Raw genomic sequence first — 19489 nt, 5'->3', positions numbered from 1 at the left:
ATCCTCTAAGTTCATCAGCTGACAATGACTTTTTTCTTTTAAGAGATAAAGGACAATAGTTAAAGACCAGAAAGAATATTCTCTACTGGTCTTTAGCTCTTAATGATCCTATATTATCTTTTATTCTTACTCACTCTCGTTTGTTTAGTATCGTCAGGTTCTATTCGGATACTATCCGTGACTTTTTCACTTTTTAAGTCTTGCTTAGCAACGTCAGTTTGTGCCTGTTTTGTAGTCGAAGTATCTTGCACGCTTTCGGTGCCTCTAGTCGTTAAGTGTTTATTCAGTTCTTCTTCAAGGCTGCTGACTTGCTTTCTTAAGCCTTCAATTTCAGCATTTTGTTGTATCAGTTGTGCTTCAGAATCTTGTTTCGCCTGTTCGACGGCTTCTTTTTTCGACAGGTCTGCAACCCTCAGCTTATCTTCTTGTTCTTTCTTGTTTTCTCTATTTTTTGTTCCTTTGGAGAGAGCCAGTAGCCACGCAATCAACAAACCCAAAACTAAAGCCCCTGCAATGATCATCCAAACTGGCAAAGTGACTGATGTAACCCACAAATTGATCGGTACTAATGGATTCATGTTTAAAGCAATAACGCCTATGGCCAACACAAGCAATATGACTCCTATAATCGCGCCCATTTGTTTTTCCCCTTCCCTATTCCCTTATTTTATTCGTGTCCCAAGTGTTTTTGCTGCTGACAGTGTCTCCCGTTTGGACTTTACGTAATCGCAATTGACTTTAGTGTCTTTTGAAAATTAAACATGCTGCAGTTTTGAAATTGAACTAGTAAAGCCTTTACAAGACTTCACTAAGGAGGAAGTTTTCTAGTTGACTTTTGTACGTTAAGTATACTTTCTTTTTTTCACAGTGCCTAACAATAAGCATGCTGGGAAGATAAAAACGAAGCAAACGGAATATTACCGCTCTTTTTCGCTGACTGTTATACTAAAATAAACAACCTATATGAAAGCAGGGAAAACAAATGGAAAAGAACATCACCTTAGTCCAGATAAACGATACCCACAGCTATTTAGAAACTCATAATGAAGTTTTTTATGAAGGAGAACAACTTGTATTTCGCAAAGCAGGCGGCTATGCACGGATTCAGTCTTTGTTGAAAGAAATGCGAAAAGACGGCTCTGTTGTTGTACTTGATAATGGCGACACAATTCATGGAACTTATGAAGCTGTCGCAACTAAAGGTTGGAATATGGTGCCGATTCTAAATGATTTAGGCATTTCCGCTATGACGTTTCATTGGGATACTGGCTATGGTCCAGAAAATTTGAAAAAAATCGGACAAGCACTGAACTACCCTATCTTAGCTATCAATGTTTTTGATGAAGAGACAAATGAACTGGTTTTTGAACCTTATCGTATCCTTGAAGTCGAAGGTGTCTCTATTGGCGTCATCGGGATTGCCTGTAATATTATTGACAAAACGATGCCAGCCAGTTTCAGTGAAGGCATCTATTTTACAATGGGACGAGAGGAACTGCCACACTATATCAAAGAACTTAAAGAACAAAAGGTTCAATTAATCGTGCTGTTATCTCATTTAGGTTTTCCGCAAGACACAAAGTTGTTATCTGAAGTGGACGGCGTCGATATTTGTCTGAGCGGCCATACGCACAATCGTTTGGAGAAAAGCGTGAAAATTGGTGAAACAACACTCATTCAATCGGGTTCCCAAGGCTCTTTTATCGGAAAATTAGCACTGACTTTAGAAAACGATCGGTTAAAAACGGTTGAACACCAGTTGATTCCGATAACAGAAGACATTCCGGAAGACACTGCTTTAAAAATGAAAGTAGAAGAAGCTGTTTCCCCATTTCGTAATCAGCTAGATACAAAAGTAGGAGAAACAGCTGTAAATTTGCATCGCGGTCTTAACTTGGAAGGACCGTTAGACAACTTTTTATTAGATGCCATTCTTCATCACACTGGATCCGATATCGCTTTTTCAAATGGCTGGCGTTACGGTGCTCCTATCGTGAAAGGCACTATTACCTTGAGAGATCTTTATCAAATTATTCCGATGGATCCTCCTATCTCTACTGCTGAACTGACAGGAGATGAAATTTGGGAAATGCTGGAAGAAAACATGGAAAACACTTACTCCAGTGATCCTTATCATCAAATGGGCGGCTACCTTAAACGAGCGGCCGGTTTGCACGCCTATTTAAAAGTAGAAAATCCAAAAGGACTGCGCATCCAAAAATTATTTATCGGCGAAAAGGAGATCAATCGAGAGCAGACTTATCATGTCAGTTATGTAACTCATCAAGGCGTTCCGAAAAAATACGGCAAGAATCATAAGAACTTAGAAAAACATGCTGTTCAAGCGATGCAAGACTATCTTTCAGATATCAGTACGTATGATCAGCCTATGAAAGAATCTTTCCGGTTGATTTAATGATAGAATAGATCAACAAATCTTAGAGCAGTTTCGTTCTGAAACCACAAAAAGCTTTCCTTATTCAATAAACAGGTTTTTCGCTGTTTCGAATAAAGGAAAGCTTTTTGTAGCGTAATTTTTTAATTATTTTTTACCATTAATGTCGTATTAAAATACCCATTTTTTTTACAATTCCAATCAAATCTTTTCGGTTATTATCGAAAAGCATATAATGTTAAAAACTCTCTCAACAATCGACTTATCGTGACATAACGATAGAAAGTTTTAATCTTTAAGTCACGTAAAAAAGCTTTACGTGACTTAAAGACAAGCAATCCCAATGGTTAGGGCACTTAAAGAAGTTTATCGTGACTTAAGGCTCCTACCGCATCTTCATTAGGGCACGCAACAAGATTTGTTTAATCAAATTCAATTGGATTTTTCGAAATAAGTTTAACTTTTGCGTTATTTGTTTACTTTTAAGACAGCACGTGTATTTTTTACTTATTATTGTCAAGGTAAGCATATTTAAAACTTCTGCTGCCAAATACTGGGCGGTAAATATCTTTTAAATACGGTTTTTCAAGATAGGCATCCGCTGTTTGGTAAATCGGCACATCTACATATTGTTCGCCTAACGCAACTTTTTCAGTTTCAATCAAGGTATTCCATCTACCTAATTTGTCATCGAATTGTTGGTTGCTTTTCTCTACTAATGCATCAATGTCTTCAAAAGAATAGTTTCCACGGTTGATAGCTGTATCGAAGCGTTCAACAAAATTAATCGGATCTGCAAAATCTGCTAACCAATAGGTCGTTGCCAATTGGTAATTACCTTTTTTGACATTATCCAGTCGAGAATTGTCGGGCATTTGGCGAACATTAATCGTTAAGCCAGGTAAATTCTTTTGGTATTCACTTTGAATAAATTCAGCTAACTTCTTGCTGTCTTCACTGTCAGAAGTCGTCAATTCCAATGAAATGGCATCCGTTCCAAGTTCTTTTAATCCTTCTTGCCAAGCCGTTTGAGCTTCCTCAACATCGTATTGAGCTATATCGCCGGCGTCTTGTCGGAAATCAGCACCTGTCTCTGGATTTTTAGCCAGTCCGTTTGGTACATGTCCGTAAATAGGTTGAGAACCATCTTGAAGTACATTATCAGTGAAAGATTGACGGTCAATAGCCAGCATTAATGCTTTTCGAATATTTTTGTTTTTTAATTCCGGTACATCATGGTTAACTTCTATATAATAAATCCAAGCTTTGCTATTCGTCTTAAAATCAGGATTATTCTTATATTGAGGAACAAAATTTCCTGACAAAGCAATACTATCCAGTTGGCCTGATTCATACAAATTGATTCCCGTTCCAACTTCTTTTACGATTTGGGTTTCTATTTCATCCAATTTGACAGTGTCTTTGTCCCAATACTGTTCATTTTTTACATATTTCCAAGAATCACCCTTGGCAGCGTTCCAATCAGCAAGCACAAAAGGACCGTTATAGATGGTATTTTCAGCATTCAACCCGTAATTTTCACCTTGTTCCGTTACAAATTCTTGGTTTTGCGGGAAATAACAAGGAATCGTCAACACATCAAGGAAATAAGGAACAGGCTGTTCCAGCGTAACTTTTAATGTCTTATCATCAACAGCTTCTACTCCTAATTCATTGACTGCTTTATCCCCATTTAAAATTGCTTCAGCATTTTTAACAATGCCAGAGAATAAATATGCATAACCAGAACCATTTGCCGGATCAACCATCCGTTGCCAAGCAAAAACATAATCAGCAGCAGTAACTGGAGTTTCATTTGACCACTTCGCATCTTCACGAATAGTGAATGTGTAAGTAATCCCATCTTCAGAAAGTTCCGGCATCTTTTCTGCATCTGCGGGGACAAGAGTTCCGTTTAGATCATAAGCAACTAAGCCTTCAAAAACATTATTCATCGGTGTAAAATTCGTTGTGGAGATGGTCGTATCCATCGTATCCATTTCTGATTCTGCTGCTAAGTGTAAAATTTGTTTTTCTTCTTTAGGATTTTCTGATTTTTCTTTGTCCGTATTGTTTCCGCATCCGCTTAGAACCGCCAATAACGCAGCTGTTAAGAATAGACTCTTTTTTATCTTCATTTGTTTTTCCCCTTTTATCCTATTTTTTTTAAAGTTATGAAAACAATTTATTTCTTTTAAAAGAGCTGGACTACAGTTAACATCGCTCCCATAACTGAATTCGATTGACTAACATCCGGTTAACTTCCTTTCTTTAAAAAAAGATAAACGAGTAGGAGGAACCTTACGGTTCCGACCTCTCACACCACCGTACGTACCGTTCGGTATACGGCGGTTCAATAACTTGAGTATCTTGTTTGGGCAGACGCATACAGTTGGGATAAATCTTTTAATCCCCACTTTATGAGTCTGTCTTTTGTTATAGCTGTATGAATAATGTGGTTTTTGGATGTTCTCCAGTACCCTTTTCGAGAAGCAGCTAATTTTAATGCGTCATCATGTTGGATACCATATCTTTTTAACATAGTATAACGTGTTTTAACTTTCTTCCATCGTTTCCAGATAAGTTGCCGAAGCCTGTGGTTTAACCAGGATTGTGTTTCTGCTATAAAGGTTTTCATATAACTGATACCATAATAATTAATCCAACCAACGGTAACTTGATTAATCTCTTTTACAATGTTCAGGAAAGTTCCTGGTCGTTTACGACTAGTTAGTTTTTGAAGTTTGTCTTTGAATCTTCGTTGTGCCGACTTAGCAGGTCGGCATCCAACTTTCCCATGTGGTTCATAATATGGAATCCTAAAAACTTCGCTTTTGTTGGAGTGGTCACCTTGCTTTTCTTTTGATTTACTGTTAGTCGTAAATCTTTTTCTATATACTCAGTAACACTCTCCATGACTCTTTCACCAGCACGCTGACTTTTAACATAGATAACGAAATCATCCGCGTAACGAATAAATTTATGCCCTCTTCTTTCTAGTTCTCGATCTAGTTGGTTTAGATATACATTTGCGAGTAAAGGTGACAGTGGGCCACCTTGCGGTGCCCCCTTATCTGTTTCGATATAGATATCTTTATCTAATATCCCAGAGCGAAGAAATTTCCAGATTAACTTTAATACAACTTTATCTTGGATAAATTCTTCTAAATAGGCTCTAAGCTTTTGATGGTGGATGGTATCGAAATAACTTTTCAAATCGCAATCGACCACTATTCTATACCCTTCTTCATAATATTCTTCCGCTTTTTGTATGGCTTGATGGGCACTTTTACCTTTACGGAAACCAAAACTATTATTTGAAAAATAGGGGTCAATCATTGGGTCGATAACTTGCAAAATAGCTTGTTGAACAACTCTATCAAGTACACTTGGAATACCTAAATAACGTTTAGAACCATCTGGTTTTGGTATGGGCACTCTTCGAACAGGTTGAGGTTTATACGTACCGTCCTTTAGTTTCTGTACTAACGTTGGGTAATATTTCTTCATATGGTCCTCTAGCTCTTCGACCGTGATACCATCTATTCCTGGAGCTCCTTTATTTTTTCGTACTTTTTCATACGCTTGCCATAGATTACCACTCTCTATGACTTTATCTATTAACGTGATACCATCTTGTTCTTTCATCTCCATGCTGTCACTACTACGCGCTCTTACATACTCTTTCGCTTCCAGCTTGTCCCTTTGTAAGAAGCCATCTTTTCGGTCTTTACCACGATGTTTTCTGCGATTTTGTAGTGACTTCACCTCCTTGTTTCTTCAAGATTATTATTGTTCTGCCCTTCAGAGAACGGCGTTCTCCTACTATGGCATCTGCTGACTTCTCACTATTCGTTGTTACTACGGTGTTTGCCGCTAGTGAGACCTCCCCGGGTAAGAATGATAACCTTCCACTCATGTCACTGCCTCATTTACTGTAGGAGATTCGTGCAGTATAGGACTTCACTTTATTTGGCAAGCTCGTCCATCTCCAGTCAGCCTTGTATGAGATTTCTGTTCGTCAGTGCGAGTGTTTGCGTCCAGCTTCCTTCAGATTCCTCCTCACGGGGGACACCCTTGCTATTCGCTAACAGTTCCTACTGCAAAGCCTGTAGTGGACTTTCACCACCAAGTTATCACCCATGCCGGGCGCACCAAAAAAAGCGCATGAGTCTATACTCATGCACACAGAAAAATCCTCTTTAAATTCAACTTATTTTCCATACTGAAATCCTTTTCATCCACTCTATAAAAAGCTGGGAAACCTAAAAATACTATAGGCACCTCTACCTTAGAAAAGAGAAAAAATTAAATCAGTAAATCAGAAGCCAATTTAAAAGATCGTAACTGTTCGCATGAGCGGTTCATACAACATGGACAACACAATGCGTTTACACAGTTCATCTTTTTCATCTTGGCTTCCTCCTTTGGGTTTTTAACTTGTTTAATAAAAGTAAACTTATTCTAACAGCCTTATTTTAGCTTGTCAATTTATTTTTTGACCTTTATATTATCGCTTAACTTATTTTGTTTTTATTTCCAGCACCTCTAATGCTATTGAATAGAAAGTTGTTTCTTTTTTGCAAAAGTATAATTCCCTTCAAATCGAGTCAACATGCCTTCCTTTAGTACATAGGTTGTTTGAAAATAATGATCTAAGAAATAACGGTCATGGGAAACAGCAATAATGGTTCCTTCAAACTGGCTTAAAGCTTCTTCCAACACTTCTTTTGAATCAATGTCTAAATGATTCGTCGGTTCATCTAAGATCAAAACATTGTGTTCCAAATGCACCATCTGCGCCCAACGCAATCGCAGTTTTTCTCCACCTGATAACCGATTAACTGGCTTAAATACATCTTCGCCGTAAAACAGAAATTTCGCTAAAAGGTGCCTTGCTTGACCTTCTGTCACGTTTATTTTGTCCCGAAACTCCTCAATGACTGTAAATTTTTGGTTCATCTCAACAGTATGCTGTGATAAATAGCCAATCGACAAGTTTGTGCCTACTTGTACTTCTCCTGCATCCGGTTCGATTTGTTCAAGCAGCAGTTTTAATAGCGTACTTTTCCCTGTACCGTTGCTTCCTACAATAGCAACCCGGTCTTGATAACGGATATGCAAGTCGAGCTCTTCAAACAGAATTCGGTCGCCATATATTTTTCCGACTTGTTCAAGTTTAAATACATTTTTGCCTGTTCTTTCGGTCGCATCCAACTGCAAAGACATCTTTTTCTGATTCATCGTTGGTTTTTTCAACATTTCGATACGTTTCAAAGCTTTTTCCATACTTTTAGCACGTCGATGCAACCCGGCATTTGGCGGATTAGCTTGATTCGCCCATTCTTTCAGGCGCTTGATGGTTTCTTTCATTTTCTTAATTTTTTTCTGTTGATCTTGGTATTGCTGAAATTCATTGAGTAAACGTTCTTCTTTTTCTTTAATAAAATAAGAATAATTTCCTGAATAGGTATATAACTCGCCTTGATCAATTTCATATGTCTCTGTCGTGACGTCATCTAAAAAATAACGGTCATGCGAGACAATCAAGACAGTACCAGCATAATCACGGATAAAAGCTGTCAACCAATCAATGGCTGAAAAGTCTAGGTGATTCGTTGGTTCGTCCAATAATAAAAGATCAGGCTTTTCTAACAGTATTTTTGCTAAACCAACCTTCGTCCGCTCTCCGCCGCTTAACTGCTGCCATGATTTGTCCAATAAAGAAACGATTTGCAAGCCAGTGGCGACTTGATGGATTTTAGCGTCTATTTCATAACCGCCTTGACGTTCGAATTGAGCTTGCAGTTTGCCATATTGTTCCAACAACTTCTCCAAATCATTCTGCGGCCCGGCCATGCTGATTTCTAATTGGTTCATTCGTTTTTTCATTTGCTTCAGTTCTTCAAAGCTGTCATATAAAGCTGCATAAACTTCTTTCTCCTCAGTCAACTGCGGGGATTGTTCCAATAATCCTACAGTCAATCCTTTTCGCCATGAAATACGGCCTTCACTAGGTTGTTCGCTATTGGCAATCAATTTTAATAAAGTCGTTTTTCCTTCTCCGTTACGGCCAATCAAACCAATTCGTGTTTTTTCTTGTATCTCTAAACTCATTTTTTCAAAAATAGTTTGTGCGCCATACTGTTGCGTTACTTGTTGCATACTAAAAACAATCATTTCTTCTTCCTCCTACAATGGAAGAAGCACCAAAAAAAGGCGACAGACCAAAGTCCAGCGCCCTACTTGTTGAAGTAAGAAGATGCTCCGTCCTGGTTTTTTTCACATACATTTATCTAAAAAAGGGCATACTACGCCAATTTCTAAACAAGTGCGGAAAATTCAGCACGAATAACATACAAAAAACCTTTTACTTTATTCGTACCTAAACCAGTTGCAAACATCTTCTCACCTCCTTTCTTTATTGGAGAAATCATAACATAGAAAGTGAAAGCGTTCAATCATGTGTTTTTCATAAAACATACAACTTTAGAATTCATTTCTAATAAGTAACTTATACGTATTTTCTTAATACACAATTTTATAAATGAAATATCAACAATTAGGAAATAAACTAATCTATCTCCAAAATTTTTTTAAAATTGGCTTTTGACTTACATATTCTCTGCAGAATCCGTTTGATATGCTAGAAGCAATTAAAAGGTTGCTTTTCTTAGATGATTAAAACAAAGACGGCTATAGAGCAATTGATTTCTCTGTAGCCGTCCTTTTATTTAACTCATTAACTTACTATGAAAATGTTTAAATTACTTTTCTAATGTAAACTCTAATGTTTGTACATCTTCGCTGTTCGAACCAATCATAACTTCAAACTTTCCAGGTTCTGATACAAAAGACATTTCTCTATTATAGAATCGCAACATACTTTCGTCAATTTCAAAAGTTACTGTTTTAGTTTCACCTGGTTGAAGTTTTACTTGTTTAAACCCTTTTAGTTCTTTAATAGGTCTGGTTACACTTCCTACCATATCTCGAATATACATTTGTATAGTTTCTTTTCCAGAATAATCTCCTTCATTCGAAATCTCCACTGAAACAGTTATTTTTTCATTTTTACGAAGAATTTTATTACTCAATGTAAAATTAGTATAATTGAATGTCGTGTAAGATAACCCATAGCCAAATGAAAACAGGGGCTTATTCGGAATATCAACATATTTTGAAGTGTAGCGTTTACTATGTCCAGAATCTTCTAGTGGTCTGCCAGTATTAAATTCATTGTAATGAACTGGGATTTGCCCGACATCATATGGGAAACTCATAGATAATCGCCCTGAAGGATTAACTTTACCAAAAACTACATCTGCTATTCCATGTCCTGCTTCTGTACCAGGAAACCAGGCCTGAAGCAAGCTGTCAAACTGGTTAACTTCTGCTTTTAAATCTAATGGTCTACCACTAAATATAATTCCAACCATTGGCTTTCCAATTTTTGAAATTTCATCAACCAATTTTTTCTGTACTTGAGGAAGTTCTATATCAGCCCGGCTTCCGCCTTCACCGCTTTGTAAATAGTGTTCTCCAATCGCCATAACTACAACATCAGACTGTTTGGCATAATCAATGGCTTTTTTGAGTTCAGCCTCTTCATCCAGCTTCATATCATCTTCTTCAGAATAATAATTGCCTAGACTATCTTTAAGAAATTCTGACTCTACGACCCTAGAACCAGTAGCTACTAATAGTTGATCACTGTTTAACCATTCTGAGAAAGCATCCTTAAGAGTTACTGTGCTGTCTTTGTCACTGCTGAAAGACCAAGAACCTGACAAAGAAGTTGATTCTGCGTATGGACCTATTAATGCAATCTTCTGATTTAAGTTAAGAGGCAAAGTACTATTGTTTTTCAACAATACAAGAGATTCATTGACTACTTTTCGAGCTAGGTTCCTATGTTTATCCGATAGAATAACCTCTTCTTCTTTTTCAGCGTTCGCAACTCGATAAGGATTTTCAAATAGTCCTAATTCATTTTTTAATTCTAATACCCTATATACTGCTTCATCAATATATTTTTCAGTTTCAGGTAACTCATTGATGACTTCTTCCAAATGGTTTGCATAAACAGACGTCATCATATCAATATCAACACCTGCTTCTAGTGCCAACTTTGCAGCCTCTTTCGCATTTTCTACTACTCCATGATCTTCTAATTCTTTGATTGCTGCATAATCTGAGATTAGAATCCCATCGAAGTCCCATTCTTCTCTTAAAATGTCTCTATTAAGCCATTTATTCCCAGTTGCAGGTATGCCATCCACTACATTAAAAGAGGTCATTACCATTTTTGCACCAGCATCTAATGCTGCTTTATAAGCTGGTAAATAATATTCTCTTAGAGTACGTTCAGACATATCAACAGTATTGTATTCCCGTCCGCCTTCAGGAGCACCATACGCTGCAAAGTGTTTTACACAGGCAATAATATTGTTATCACTTAAATCATCAGCATCACCTTGATAGCCTTTAACAAAAGCTTTAGCATAGGCACTATTTAAAAATGCATCTTCTCCAGTTGATTCCATGACACGCCCCCAACGAGGATCTCTTACTAAATCAACCATTGGCGAAAAAGTTACATGTATTCCTGAAACAGCAGCTTCATGTGCTGAAACTTCAGCAGCTTGTTTAATAAGTTCCGGATTCCAAGTGGCACCTAGACCAATTGGAACTGGAAAAATCGTTTCGAATCCATTAATAATATCTGCCATAAATAACAACGGAATTTTATTATGACTTGTTTCCATATATTCTTTTTGAATAGCTTTTGTTTTTTCAGCGCCCCGTACGTTTAAAATTGAGCCTGCATTTTGAATAGCATCGTCTTCGATCCCTAGTTTTGCTTTAGGACCTGTCACTAAATCTGGAGCATCTTGATAAAAGCTTCCTGACAATTGAAGTAACTGGAAGATTTTATCTTTTAAAGACATATTATTAACAAGTTCTTTTAATTGCTTTTTCTTCACTTTTATCCATCCTATCTTCATTTAACTTTAGCATAGTTTCAATAACTTTATTCGTGGTTATATTGTTGTTTCTTCCTTTTTAGCTGTCGCTTCTTCTTCTAAATACTGTTTATCTAATAATTTGATAAATGGTGCCCATAAAATAAAACCTACAGCAAAAGTAACGACCGCAATAACAACCGACCATGGATTAAAGTTAGTTGCTATTAATTGACTTATAATAGGCGGAGCTGTCCAAGGAACTTGAAAAACTGCGATAGCACCAGTAAGGTTCATTAAGAAATAAGCTAATCCAGCTTGGATAACTTCAACAAAAACAAAAGGTAGGAATAAAGTCGTATTCAATACGATCGGCAATCCAAAAATAAATGGCTCATGAATATTGAATAGCGCTGGAACCAATGACATTTTCCCAATTGATTTTGCTCGTTGAGATTTTCCTAAAACAAGTAAGGCAATAATTTCAGATAATTTAGCTTGAGCTGTAAAGGCAAGAAAAGCGGCTGTTAAAACATATGGTAATGGCTCTCCTGCGCTGTAGGCTTCTAGATTTTGAACCATCGCGACAGTTGCAATAGGTGCCCAAATAGCATTTATTGTAATATTTGTGCCATGAATACCAAAGAACCATAATATTTGTCCAATAAAGATTAAGAAAAGAAAAGCCCAAATATTATTTCCTAATCCCAATAAAGGTTTTGTTAAAAGTTGACTGATGGCCTCTGGTAAGCTTGCATATATCGTTAGTGACATCAGATTACGAATGACGATAAATACTATCATTGTCAACGCAAAAGGTACAATAGACAAAAATGGTTTTGTTACATTTTCAGGTACACTTTCTGGCATTTTTATTGTAATATCTCTGTGATAAATACTAGCGTAAATAGCAATTGCTACAATCGTTATGATAAGAGCTGCGAATATACCTGAAGCACCTAAATATTCTGTTGAAATAACGTTAGCTATTTCGGCTCCATTAACAGATTTTCCATCAATTAAAACTTCCCCAACTAAAGAAGTAGGTGTTACAATTAAATATGCTCCCATTGCTGCTAAAAGACCATAGATCGGATCAATATTTTTTGATTTTGAATAACTATTTGATGTTCCAATAATAACGAATATAGATAATAATCCCATAGTACTATTGCTAACGAAACCTAATATTTCGTTTAACCATTCTGATAAACCAGGTGCAACTTCATTTAGAAACGGAAAATTTGTTAAAATTAATACAATAGAAGCAAATAAAATAACGGGTATTGCATACATCATGCCGTCTTTAATTGCTGTTATAACTTTATTATCATTTACACGATTGGCAATGGGCAGTATATACTTGTTTAAAAACCCTTCCAATTTATTCATAAATTTATCCATTGTTTTCCTCTCTTTCATATAAATCTACTAACAATTTTTTATTCGTTATAGGATGAAATTTTACTGCCCTCCTTTATTAATTATTAACCTAATTTCAGTATAAAGTAAGTAAACCGCTTTCTCTCCCTGAAATTTATCTAAAAAAAGGGCATTTTTTATCTTTTTATTCTTTGTACTTCTTTCGGTGTTGATGAGGTGTTGAATGATACATTTGTTTGAATAATTTAGAAAAAGATTTGGTATTAGGAAAACCTACTGAGAGAGCAATGTCAATTATAGGTTCATCAGTAGTCATAAGCATTTTGTAAGCCTCATCCATTCTTACACTATTTAAATACTCAAAATACGTAATACCCATATATTTCTTAAAAAAACGAGAAAAATAAGGCGGAGAAAAATTAAATTTTTCAGCAATAGTCGCAAGAGGTAATTCATCTTTATAATTTTCTTTAATATATTCAGTAATTATAGTCATCCGTTCTATATATTTTTGTGTTTCAATGAATGAGTCTTGCTTTTTTTCATTCTGAAAATTACCAACCATTATATACATCAATTCATACAATAAACTTATAACTTTCAGTTTTTCCGGCGTATTATTGTGAAGGTTATACTTCATCATAGATAAGAGGAGCTGTTTTATCTTAGGAAAATAGTTTGTTTTTCCGTTAACTTCATACGTTAGTAAAGTATTCAAACGGATAGTGAAATAATTATTATAACCGCCCTTGGTTGCTTCTTGGAAAAACGAAAGTGGAATTTGTAAAACAATGACTTTGTTTTTTGTCGGACTTTGTGTGGAATGAACAATGTTTGAATTAATAAATAAAAAATCTCCAGCGTTTAGACAATAAAATTCTGTATCTATCCACACATTCAGTTTTCCTTCTATACAATACAATAATTCAGCACTTTTATGCCAATGTTTAGGTATAATCCGGTCTATACTAATTGCTTCAAAACTGAATAATTTAACAGGAACTTGTTCACTTGGTTGGATAGTTTCATGTTCAAAAGTTATCATCAACACCTCCTATTAAAAGAATCGTTTATTAGATATTCTTCTTTTACTACTTTACAAATTCTTACATCTTTTAGGACATAAAAATATAAACAACTCCAAAACTTTTGTATGCTTAGTTTAAGATAAAAACCGACAAAAGAAAAGGAGTTGTCTGTTATGCCCTATTATATGATTGGAGTGTCAAAATCAGATTTTTCTGGATTGAAAAAATAACAACACACGTTTAAGTTGCTAGCATTTTTTTGCATTGTCGTCAATGAAAACTGAGATGTGTAATTTTTGGAGGAATTTGGGTTGCTTGTAGCCATGAAAAGGATGTTTCAAAGGAAGCATTGCGGACATGAACCCAAATGTATTATGTCTGTAAAATTGCTGAAGCAGCAACAGCCATGACAAAGCTTGAGAGCCTAGATACTATAATCTCCAGGCTTTCCACAAGCGTCCCCACGCATTCCGGAAAAATTTCTTTCAAGGTACCTACTCGTTTTCTCAAAGAACCCTTTTGACATCTCAATCAAAAAGTAAAATATTACTACAATTTGTTAAAATAAAAAAGCTCGAGAAACACTGCTAATTAAGCGTTTCTCGAACCTTTTGAACTCTATAAGTGCCAAACTTAATTGAATGAATGAAAAACAGTTTCTATATTCATATCTTCGAAGTTTTGAATATGCAAATCTGCAGTCGGCAAGTTTTCCTTTTTCCCAACACCAATTATAGGCATTCCAGCGGACTTGGCTGCTTGACAACCTGCTTCTGCATCCTCAAACACAACACATTCTGCGCTTTTTAATCCTAATTTTTCTGCCGCTAAAAGGAACACCTCTGGATTCGGCTTCGCTTTAGCCACTTCGTTTCCATCCACAATTGCATCAAAAAACTTAACCAATCCAGTATGCTTTAAAATAATAGGTGCATTTTTGCTTGCTGAACCTAAACTAACTTTTATTCCTTTGTTTCTAAGATCATGTAAAGTTGCTTCTATACCAAGTAAAATTTCAGAACTATCCATTGTTTCAATATACGTAAGGTATCGATCATTTTTCTTAGCTGCTAGTCCTGCTTTCTCTTCTTCAGAATAAACTTTTCCTTTATTCCCAAGCGATAGCAAGATATCTAAAGAATCCATTCTTGATATGCCTTTTAATCTTTCATTATCTTGTTCAGTAAAAACGATATCTAACTCATCTGCTAATTCTTTCCATGCGAAAAAATGGTATTTTGCTGTATTGACTAATACACCATCTAAATCAAATATTACTCCTCTAATCATTAGCTATATCCACCTCTTCTAAAATCTGACACCAAAAGTATTCTGAAAAGGGTCTACTGGCGTTTTTCCTACAAACTCTTCTCTTCCCATTACTTTCTCTATCACGGCATCAATTGTTTCTTTATTTGATGAATAAGCGTTGATATAGGTTGGAACCATAGGAACATCAAACAAATGATAAGGATTTGCCGTAGACACAAAAATAGTAGGAATATCTTGAACAAACCAAGGCGCATTTGCTGCCATTAAAGGGATCCAATTAATTCTTGTTGTTGTTTGATTGCTTGCTGTTTCTACATTTGCAACATAGAACGCCAAATCGAATTTTTCTTTTAGATCTGCTACTCCCTCTTCAAATACTTCATGAAAATCCAAATTTTCCGGATCAAAAATAGTGACTTCAAAACCTTCATGGGTTAGTTTTTCTTTAAATAGGTTTCCTACTTGCCCACCTTGCTTGAAGCCACCAGTGTCCTCGTCTCCCAGTACATACAATCTGATTCGAGAGGTCTTTTTAGGCGATAAAGGAAGATAATTTTTTGTATCTTTCACTAAGGTCACTGCTTCTTTAGCATTTTTCACGGTCGCTAAAGAATACTTTTCTTTCACGGCTTTTGCCAGTGAACTTGAGCCTTCACTGACTTTTGTTTCAAAAATTCCTTGGGCTGCTTTTGTTCCTAAAATTCTCAGAACCGCTTGGTTTATTTGTTCTTCTGTTACAAGTCCTTTCGCTAGTCCATTTTTCATGAAAAGGTAATCTTCATCGATATTTTTATTAAAAAGAATCATATCAATCCCTGCAGCAATACTGCTTGGAATAGCGATTTCTCTAGGAAGACTTGCATTATAGCCGATCATCGGTGTGGCGTCAGTAATAGTTAATCCATTGAACCCTAGTTTCCTTCTAAGCAAACCTTGAATAAGTTCAGAGGATAAAGACGCTGGTAACAGTTGGCTTTTATCATTTTCGGGATTTAGCAACTGAACGTATTCAGGCAGCAAAATGTGACCAATCATAATAGCAGGAATATCTTCTTCAATAAATGATTTATAGACTTTTCCAAATGATTGGTCCCAGTGATCTGTGGATAAAATATTTACAGAACTTAAGAGATGTTGATCTCTTTGATCAACTCCATCTCCAGGAAAATGTTTGATAACAGGAATTACGCCTTCTGCCTTAAAACCTTCCATTTGCTGTTTCGCAAATGTTATTACTGTTTCTGGGCTACTTCCAAATGTGCGCGTATTGGTGATTGGATTTTGAAAATTCAAATCTATATCTACAATAGGTCCAAAAGCCATGTTGATTCCTACAGACTTTCCTTCCGCTCCTCCAATTTTTCCTAATTGATAAGCATTGTTGGAATCACCTGTTGCCGCCACACCTAGAGGCTGTGAAAAATAGGTTCCTTCTGTGAGAATACCATTTCCACCTGCTTCCAGATTTGCAGCTGTAAATAATGGAATTTTAGATACCTTTTGGAGAACAGCGATTTGACTTTTTATTTTCTCAGCTGTACTTGGCCGGTACATTACACCACCTGGTTGATACTTACTTATGAAGTACTCCAAATCAACTTGTTCATCATCTGGACCAATCACAAAAAATAATTGTCCAATTTTTTCTTCAATTGACATAGTTTTCAGTTTTTCCTGAATAGAATTAATTTGTTCAGAACTTAAGAAATAGGGTGATAAGCTCAAATCTGACACTTGCATAACTATCTCTCACTTTCTTGGATCAGCTGTTGATACCAGTAAAAGCTGTCTTTTTTATATCGTTTTAAATCTTTTAAATCTTGATCTGTTCGATTCACATAGACAAAGCCGTATCGCTTGGCAAACCCTTCACGTCCGCTTAAGGAGTCTAAAAAAGACCACGGTGAATAACCTAATAACGGGATTCCTTCATCGATTGCTTGGAAACATTGTTCTAAATGCTCCTGTAAATAAGTGATTCTGTCTTGATCATGAATTTCCCCGGTCTCTTCAAGCTCGTCACTATTTGCATAGCCGTTTTCAGTAATCATCAACGGCAAATTGTATCGTTGCCACAGTTTGTAGATTGACAGTCTCAAACCAACGGAATCTGTTCCAAAAATCATCCATTCTGACTGGTTTCCCATTGGATTGGAGACGATTCGATAAAATTTTGAGCGAAAGAAAGGTGGCATAGAGCTATCATCTTTTCCGCGGTATTCTTCTGCACACAAACTGGCATAATAATTGAAACAAATCCAATCTGCACTTTCAGAATGCAGTAATCCTGCGTCTTCCTCTTCTGTTTCAGGATACATATCTTGGTCTTTAAGCATTTTTTGAATTCTGTTTGGGATACTTCCACGAACAGAAAGATCCAACAATGTAAAACTTAATAGTTCTTCTGCAGTCATCGCAGCTTCAACATCTTTAGCAGATGCCGAAGCTGGATAAATATTTTGAAAAGCTGATGCCGGACCAATCTTTCCACCTGGCACCAAATGATGACACCATTTAAAAGCCAATTTTTCCGCTAATGCCATATGATACATCATTTGATAATTTGCCTTTTGATACGCTGCGTCATTTAGTTTGCGGATTCCATTGAAATCTTTCGAATACATGACCATCAAAGGTTCATTAATGCTGATCCAATACTTTACTTTTTCACCAAAATACTCAAAAAGAGTCTTAGCATAGTTTTCATAAGCATAGATCGTTTCTCGTCCAAGCCATCCATTGTATTTATCTACAAGATTTTGTGGAAGATCAAAATGATAGACAGTCACTAGAGGTTCAATGCCGTATTCGAGCAATCGATCGATAATTTTTTCGTAGAAATCTAAACCTTCTTGATTTAATTTTCCTTCGCCTTCTGGATAGATACGTGGCCAAGAGATAGAGAATCTAAAAGATTTCACCCCTAACTCTTTTAGTAGTGCCAAATCTTCTTCCCAGCGATGATAAAAATCGCTGGCAACGCTTGTATCTGCGATTCCTTCTTTAACTACTCGAGTATCCACGGTGGATAATCCTTTGCCTGCTTCTTTGTTGGCCCCCTCAATTTGAAAGGCCGAACTTGAAGCCCCGAATAAAAAGTCTTTTCGTTCATTTATCATTTTCATACTGCATCCTGACTTTCTTCATTTACTTTTTTTTCATTTTCCAAAGCTTGTTTATCCATTAATTTAAAGAATGGATAATAAATAGCTGCGGAAATAAAAACTGATAAAACTTGGAAAATGGCTATTTTCCAGCTTCCTTGCATCAATCCTGAAAAAACTAAAGGAGTACTGGCGGGAATAAAAATCCCGATAGGTGCTGGCATTAGTCCTAAGATGATTGCTACATAACCTAAAACTAAAATAATTATAGGCGTGAAAACAAAAGGTACAAAAACCAATGGATTCAAGATAATTGGTAATCCAAATATCAGTGGTTCATTGATATTGAAAAATCCTGGAATTAAAACCAGTTTCTAAAATTTCCGATATTGTTGGCTTTTTGCAAAAATTGCCATAACAATTACAAAGCCTAGCGTTGAGCCGGCACCACCAATTGTTGTTAAATCATATAAGGCAATATTGAAAACATGCGGTACTGCTTCCCCTGCTTGATACGCCGCCATATTCTCTTGAATATAACCAATCCAAATCGGCATTAAAATTGGTAAAATCGTATAAGAACCGTGAATCCCAAAGAACCAAAGTAATTGAGCTACTAATATAAGAATGATAAAGGCTGGTAAAGAGCTAGTTAATGTTTGTAATGGTGTTTGTAAAATTGTATAAACAAAGTCAGTAGTTGAGCCAAAACTAGTTACTGAAAATCCCCAACGAACCAATGCAAAAATAGTCAATATGATGAATGCTGGGATTATATCTGTAAAAGACTTTGATACTTGCGGAGGTACTTCTCCGCCCATCTTGATCGTCCAATTTTTATCAATAACAACTTGGTATATTTTTGCAACAAGTAGTCCTGTGATGATTGCTGCAAATGCACCTTTAGATCCAATATAAGCCGTATCTAAAGTAATCGTTGGTTGTACAGCTCCTTCTTCCATGATTTCCTTCAATGGAATAAGAATTAGAAAACTAACTACTGCTAAAATTGCTGCACTCACTGCTCCATCGCTTTTGCCATAGATTTTAGAAGCTTGGTACGCTACGAAAAATACCATGTAAAGACCAATAGCGTTGATGGTCATTGCTGGTACAAATCCGAAGAAATCTTTCAACCCAGTAGAACTAAGAAAAGCTTGATAACCTAAAAAATCAATACTGCCTAATAATGAAAAGATGGCGCCAACAATAATAATCGCCATCAAACTCATACTCCCACGACTGACTGCTTGAACAATTTTATTGTTAGAAATACTAGTTGCCACTGGAATAAACTTTTTTTCCATAAAATTCATAAACCATTTCATTTTTTCTTCCTCC

At 36.1% G+C, this 19489-nt stretch carries 12 protein-coding genes and 1 pseudogene; 1 reads left to right on the top strand and 12 read right to left on the bottom strand.

Annotated features, from left to right (window positions below; genetic code table 11):
• Positions 1 to 113 precede the first annotated feature (113 nt).
• Complete coding sequence (locus tag BR87_RS09780; protein WP_035031543.1) at positions 114 to 638, bottom strand: LapA family protein; 525 nt, start codon at positions 636 to 638, stop codon at positions 114 to 116.
• Between the two features lie 344 nt (positions 639 to 982).
• Here BR87_RS09780 and BR87_RS09775 point away from each other — a divergent pair, with 344 nt between their 5' ends.
• Positions 983 to 2416 carry a bifunctional metallophosphatase/5'-nucleotidase gene (locus BR87_RS09775; RefSeq protein WP_035031540.1) on the top strand — a complete coding sequence of 478 codons (1434 nt, stop codon included), beginning with the start codon at positions 983 to 985 and terminating at the stop codon, positions 2414 to 2416.
• Positions 2417 to 2898: 482 nt separating this feature from the next.
• Here BR87_RS09775 and BR87_RS09770 read toward each other — a convergent pair whose 3' ends face one another.
• The 11 genes and pseudogenes from BR87_RS09770 to BR87_RS09725 all read right to left on the bottom strand — a co-directional run bounded on the left by BR87_RS09770 (position 2899) and on the right by BR87_RS09725 (position 19380).
• Complete coding sequence (locus BR87_RS09770; RefSeq protein WP_035031538.1) at positions 2899 to 4533, bottom strand: peptide ABC transporter substrate-binding protein; 1635 nt, start codon at positions 4531 to 4533, stop codon at positions 2899 to 2901.
• 215 nt (positions 4534 to 4748) lie between these two features.
• Entirely contained in the window at positions 4749 to 5099 is a 351-nt protein-coding gene (locus BR87_RS13385) for a group II intron maturase-specific domain-containing protein (RefSeq protein WP_244877061.1), read from the bottom strand.
• A gap of 26 nt (positions 5100 to 5125) precedes the next feature.
• Complete coding sequence (gene ltrA / locus BR87_RS09765) at positions 5126 to 6163, bottom strand: group II intron reverse transcriptase/maturase (RefSeq protein ID WP_244877016.1); 1038 nt, start codon at positions 6161 to 6163, stop codon at positions 5126 to 5128.
• Between the two features lie 786 nt (positions 6164 to 6949).
• On the bottom strand, positions 6950 to 8575 hold the full coding sequence (gene abc-f / locus BR87_RS09760; protein WP_035031535.1) for a ribosomal protection-like ABC-F family protein: 1626 nt from the start codon (positions 8573 to 8575) through the stop codon (positions 6950 to 6952).
• A gap of 587 nt (positions 8576 to 9162) precedes the next feature.
• Positions 9163 to 11382, bottom strand: a complete 2220-nt coding sequence (gene bglX, locus BR87_RS09755; protein WP_035031533.1) for a beta-glucosidase BglX — start codon at positions 11380 to 11382, stop codon at positions 9163 to 9165.
• A gap of 57 nt (positions 11383 to 11439) precedes the next feature.
• A complete protein-coding gene (locus BR87_RS09750; protein ID WP_051929815.1) occupies positions 11440 to 12765 on the bottom strand; it encodes a PTS sugar transporter subunit IIC in 1326 nt (441 codons plus the stop codon).
• Between the two features lie 163 nt (positions 12766 to 12928).
• A complete protein-coding gene (locus tag BR87_RS09745) occupies positions 12929 to 13789 on the bottom strand; it encodes an AraC family transcriptional regulator (RefSeq protein ID WP_035031530.1) in 861 nt (286 codons plus the stop codon).
• A 616-nt stretch (positions 13790 to 14405) separates the two neighbouring features.
• On the bottom strand, positions 14406 to 15062 hold the full coding sequence (pgmB, locus tag BR87_RS09740; protein ID WP_035031527.1) for a beta-phosphoglucomutase: 657 nt from the start codon (positions 15060 to 15062) through the stop codon (positions 14406 to 14408).
• 18 nt (positions 15063 to 15080) lie between these two features.
• Positions 15081 to 16784 carry a glycoside hydrolase family 3 protein gene (locus BR87_RS09735; protein ID WP_425304599.1) on the bottom strand — a complete coding sequence of 568 codons (1704 nt, stop codon included), beginning with the start codon at positions 16782 to 16784 and terminating at the stop codon, positions 15081 to 15083.
• Between the two features lie 2 nt (positions 16785 to 16786).
• Positions 16787 to 18163, bottom strand: a complete 1377-nt coding sequence (locus BR87_RS09730) for a glycoside hydrolase family 1 protein (protein WP_035031525.1) — start codon at positions 18161 to 18163, stop codon at positions 16787 to 16789.
• Between the two features lie 2 nt (positions 18164 to 18165).
• Positions 18166 to 19380: pseudogene (locus tag BR87_RS09725) on the bottom strand (PTS sugar transporter subunit IIC).
• Positions 19381 to 19489 lie beyond the last annotated feature (109 nt).

Source organism: Carnobacterium mobile DSM 4848 (assembly GCF_000744825.1).
In the GTDB taxonomy this organism is placed as follows: Bacteria; Bacillota; Bacilli; order Lactobacillales; family Carnobacteriaceae; genus Carnobacterium_A; species Carnobacterium_A mobile.
The sequence above is the reverse complement of the archived record's forward strand: the minus strand, read 5'-3'. Positions and strand labels throughout refer to the sequence as shown.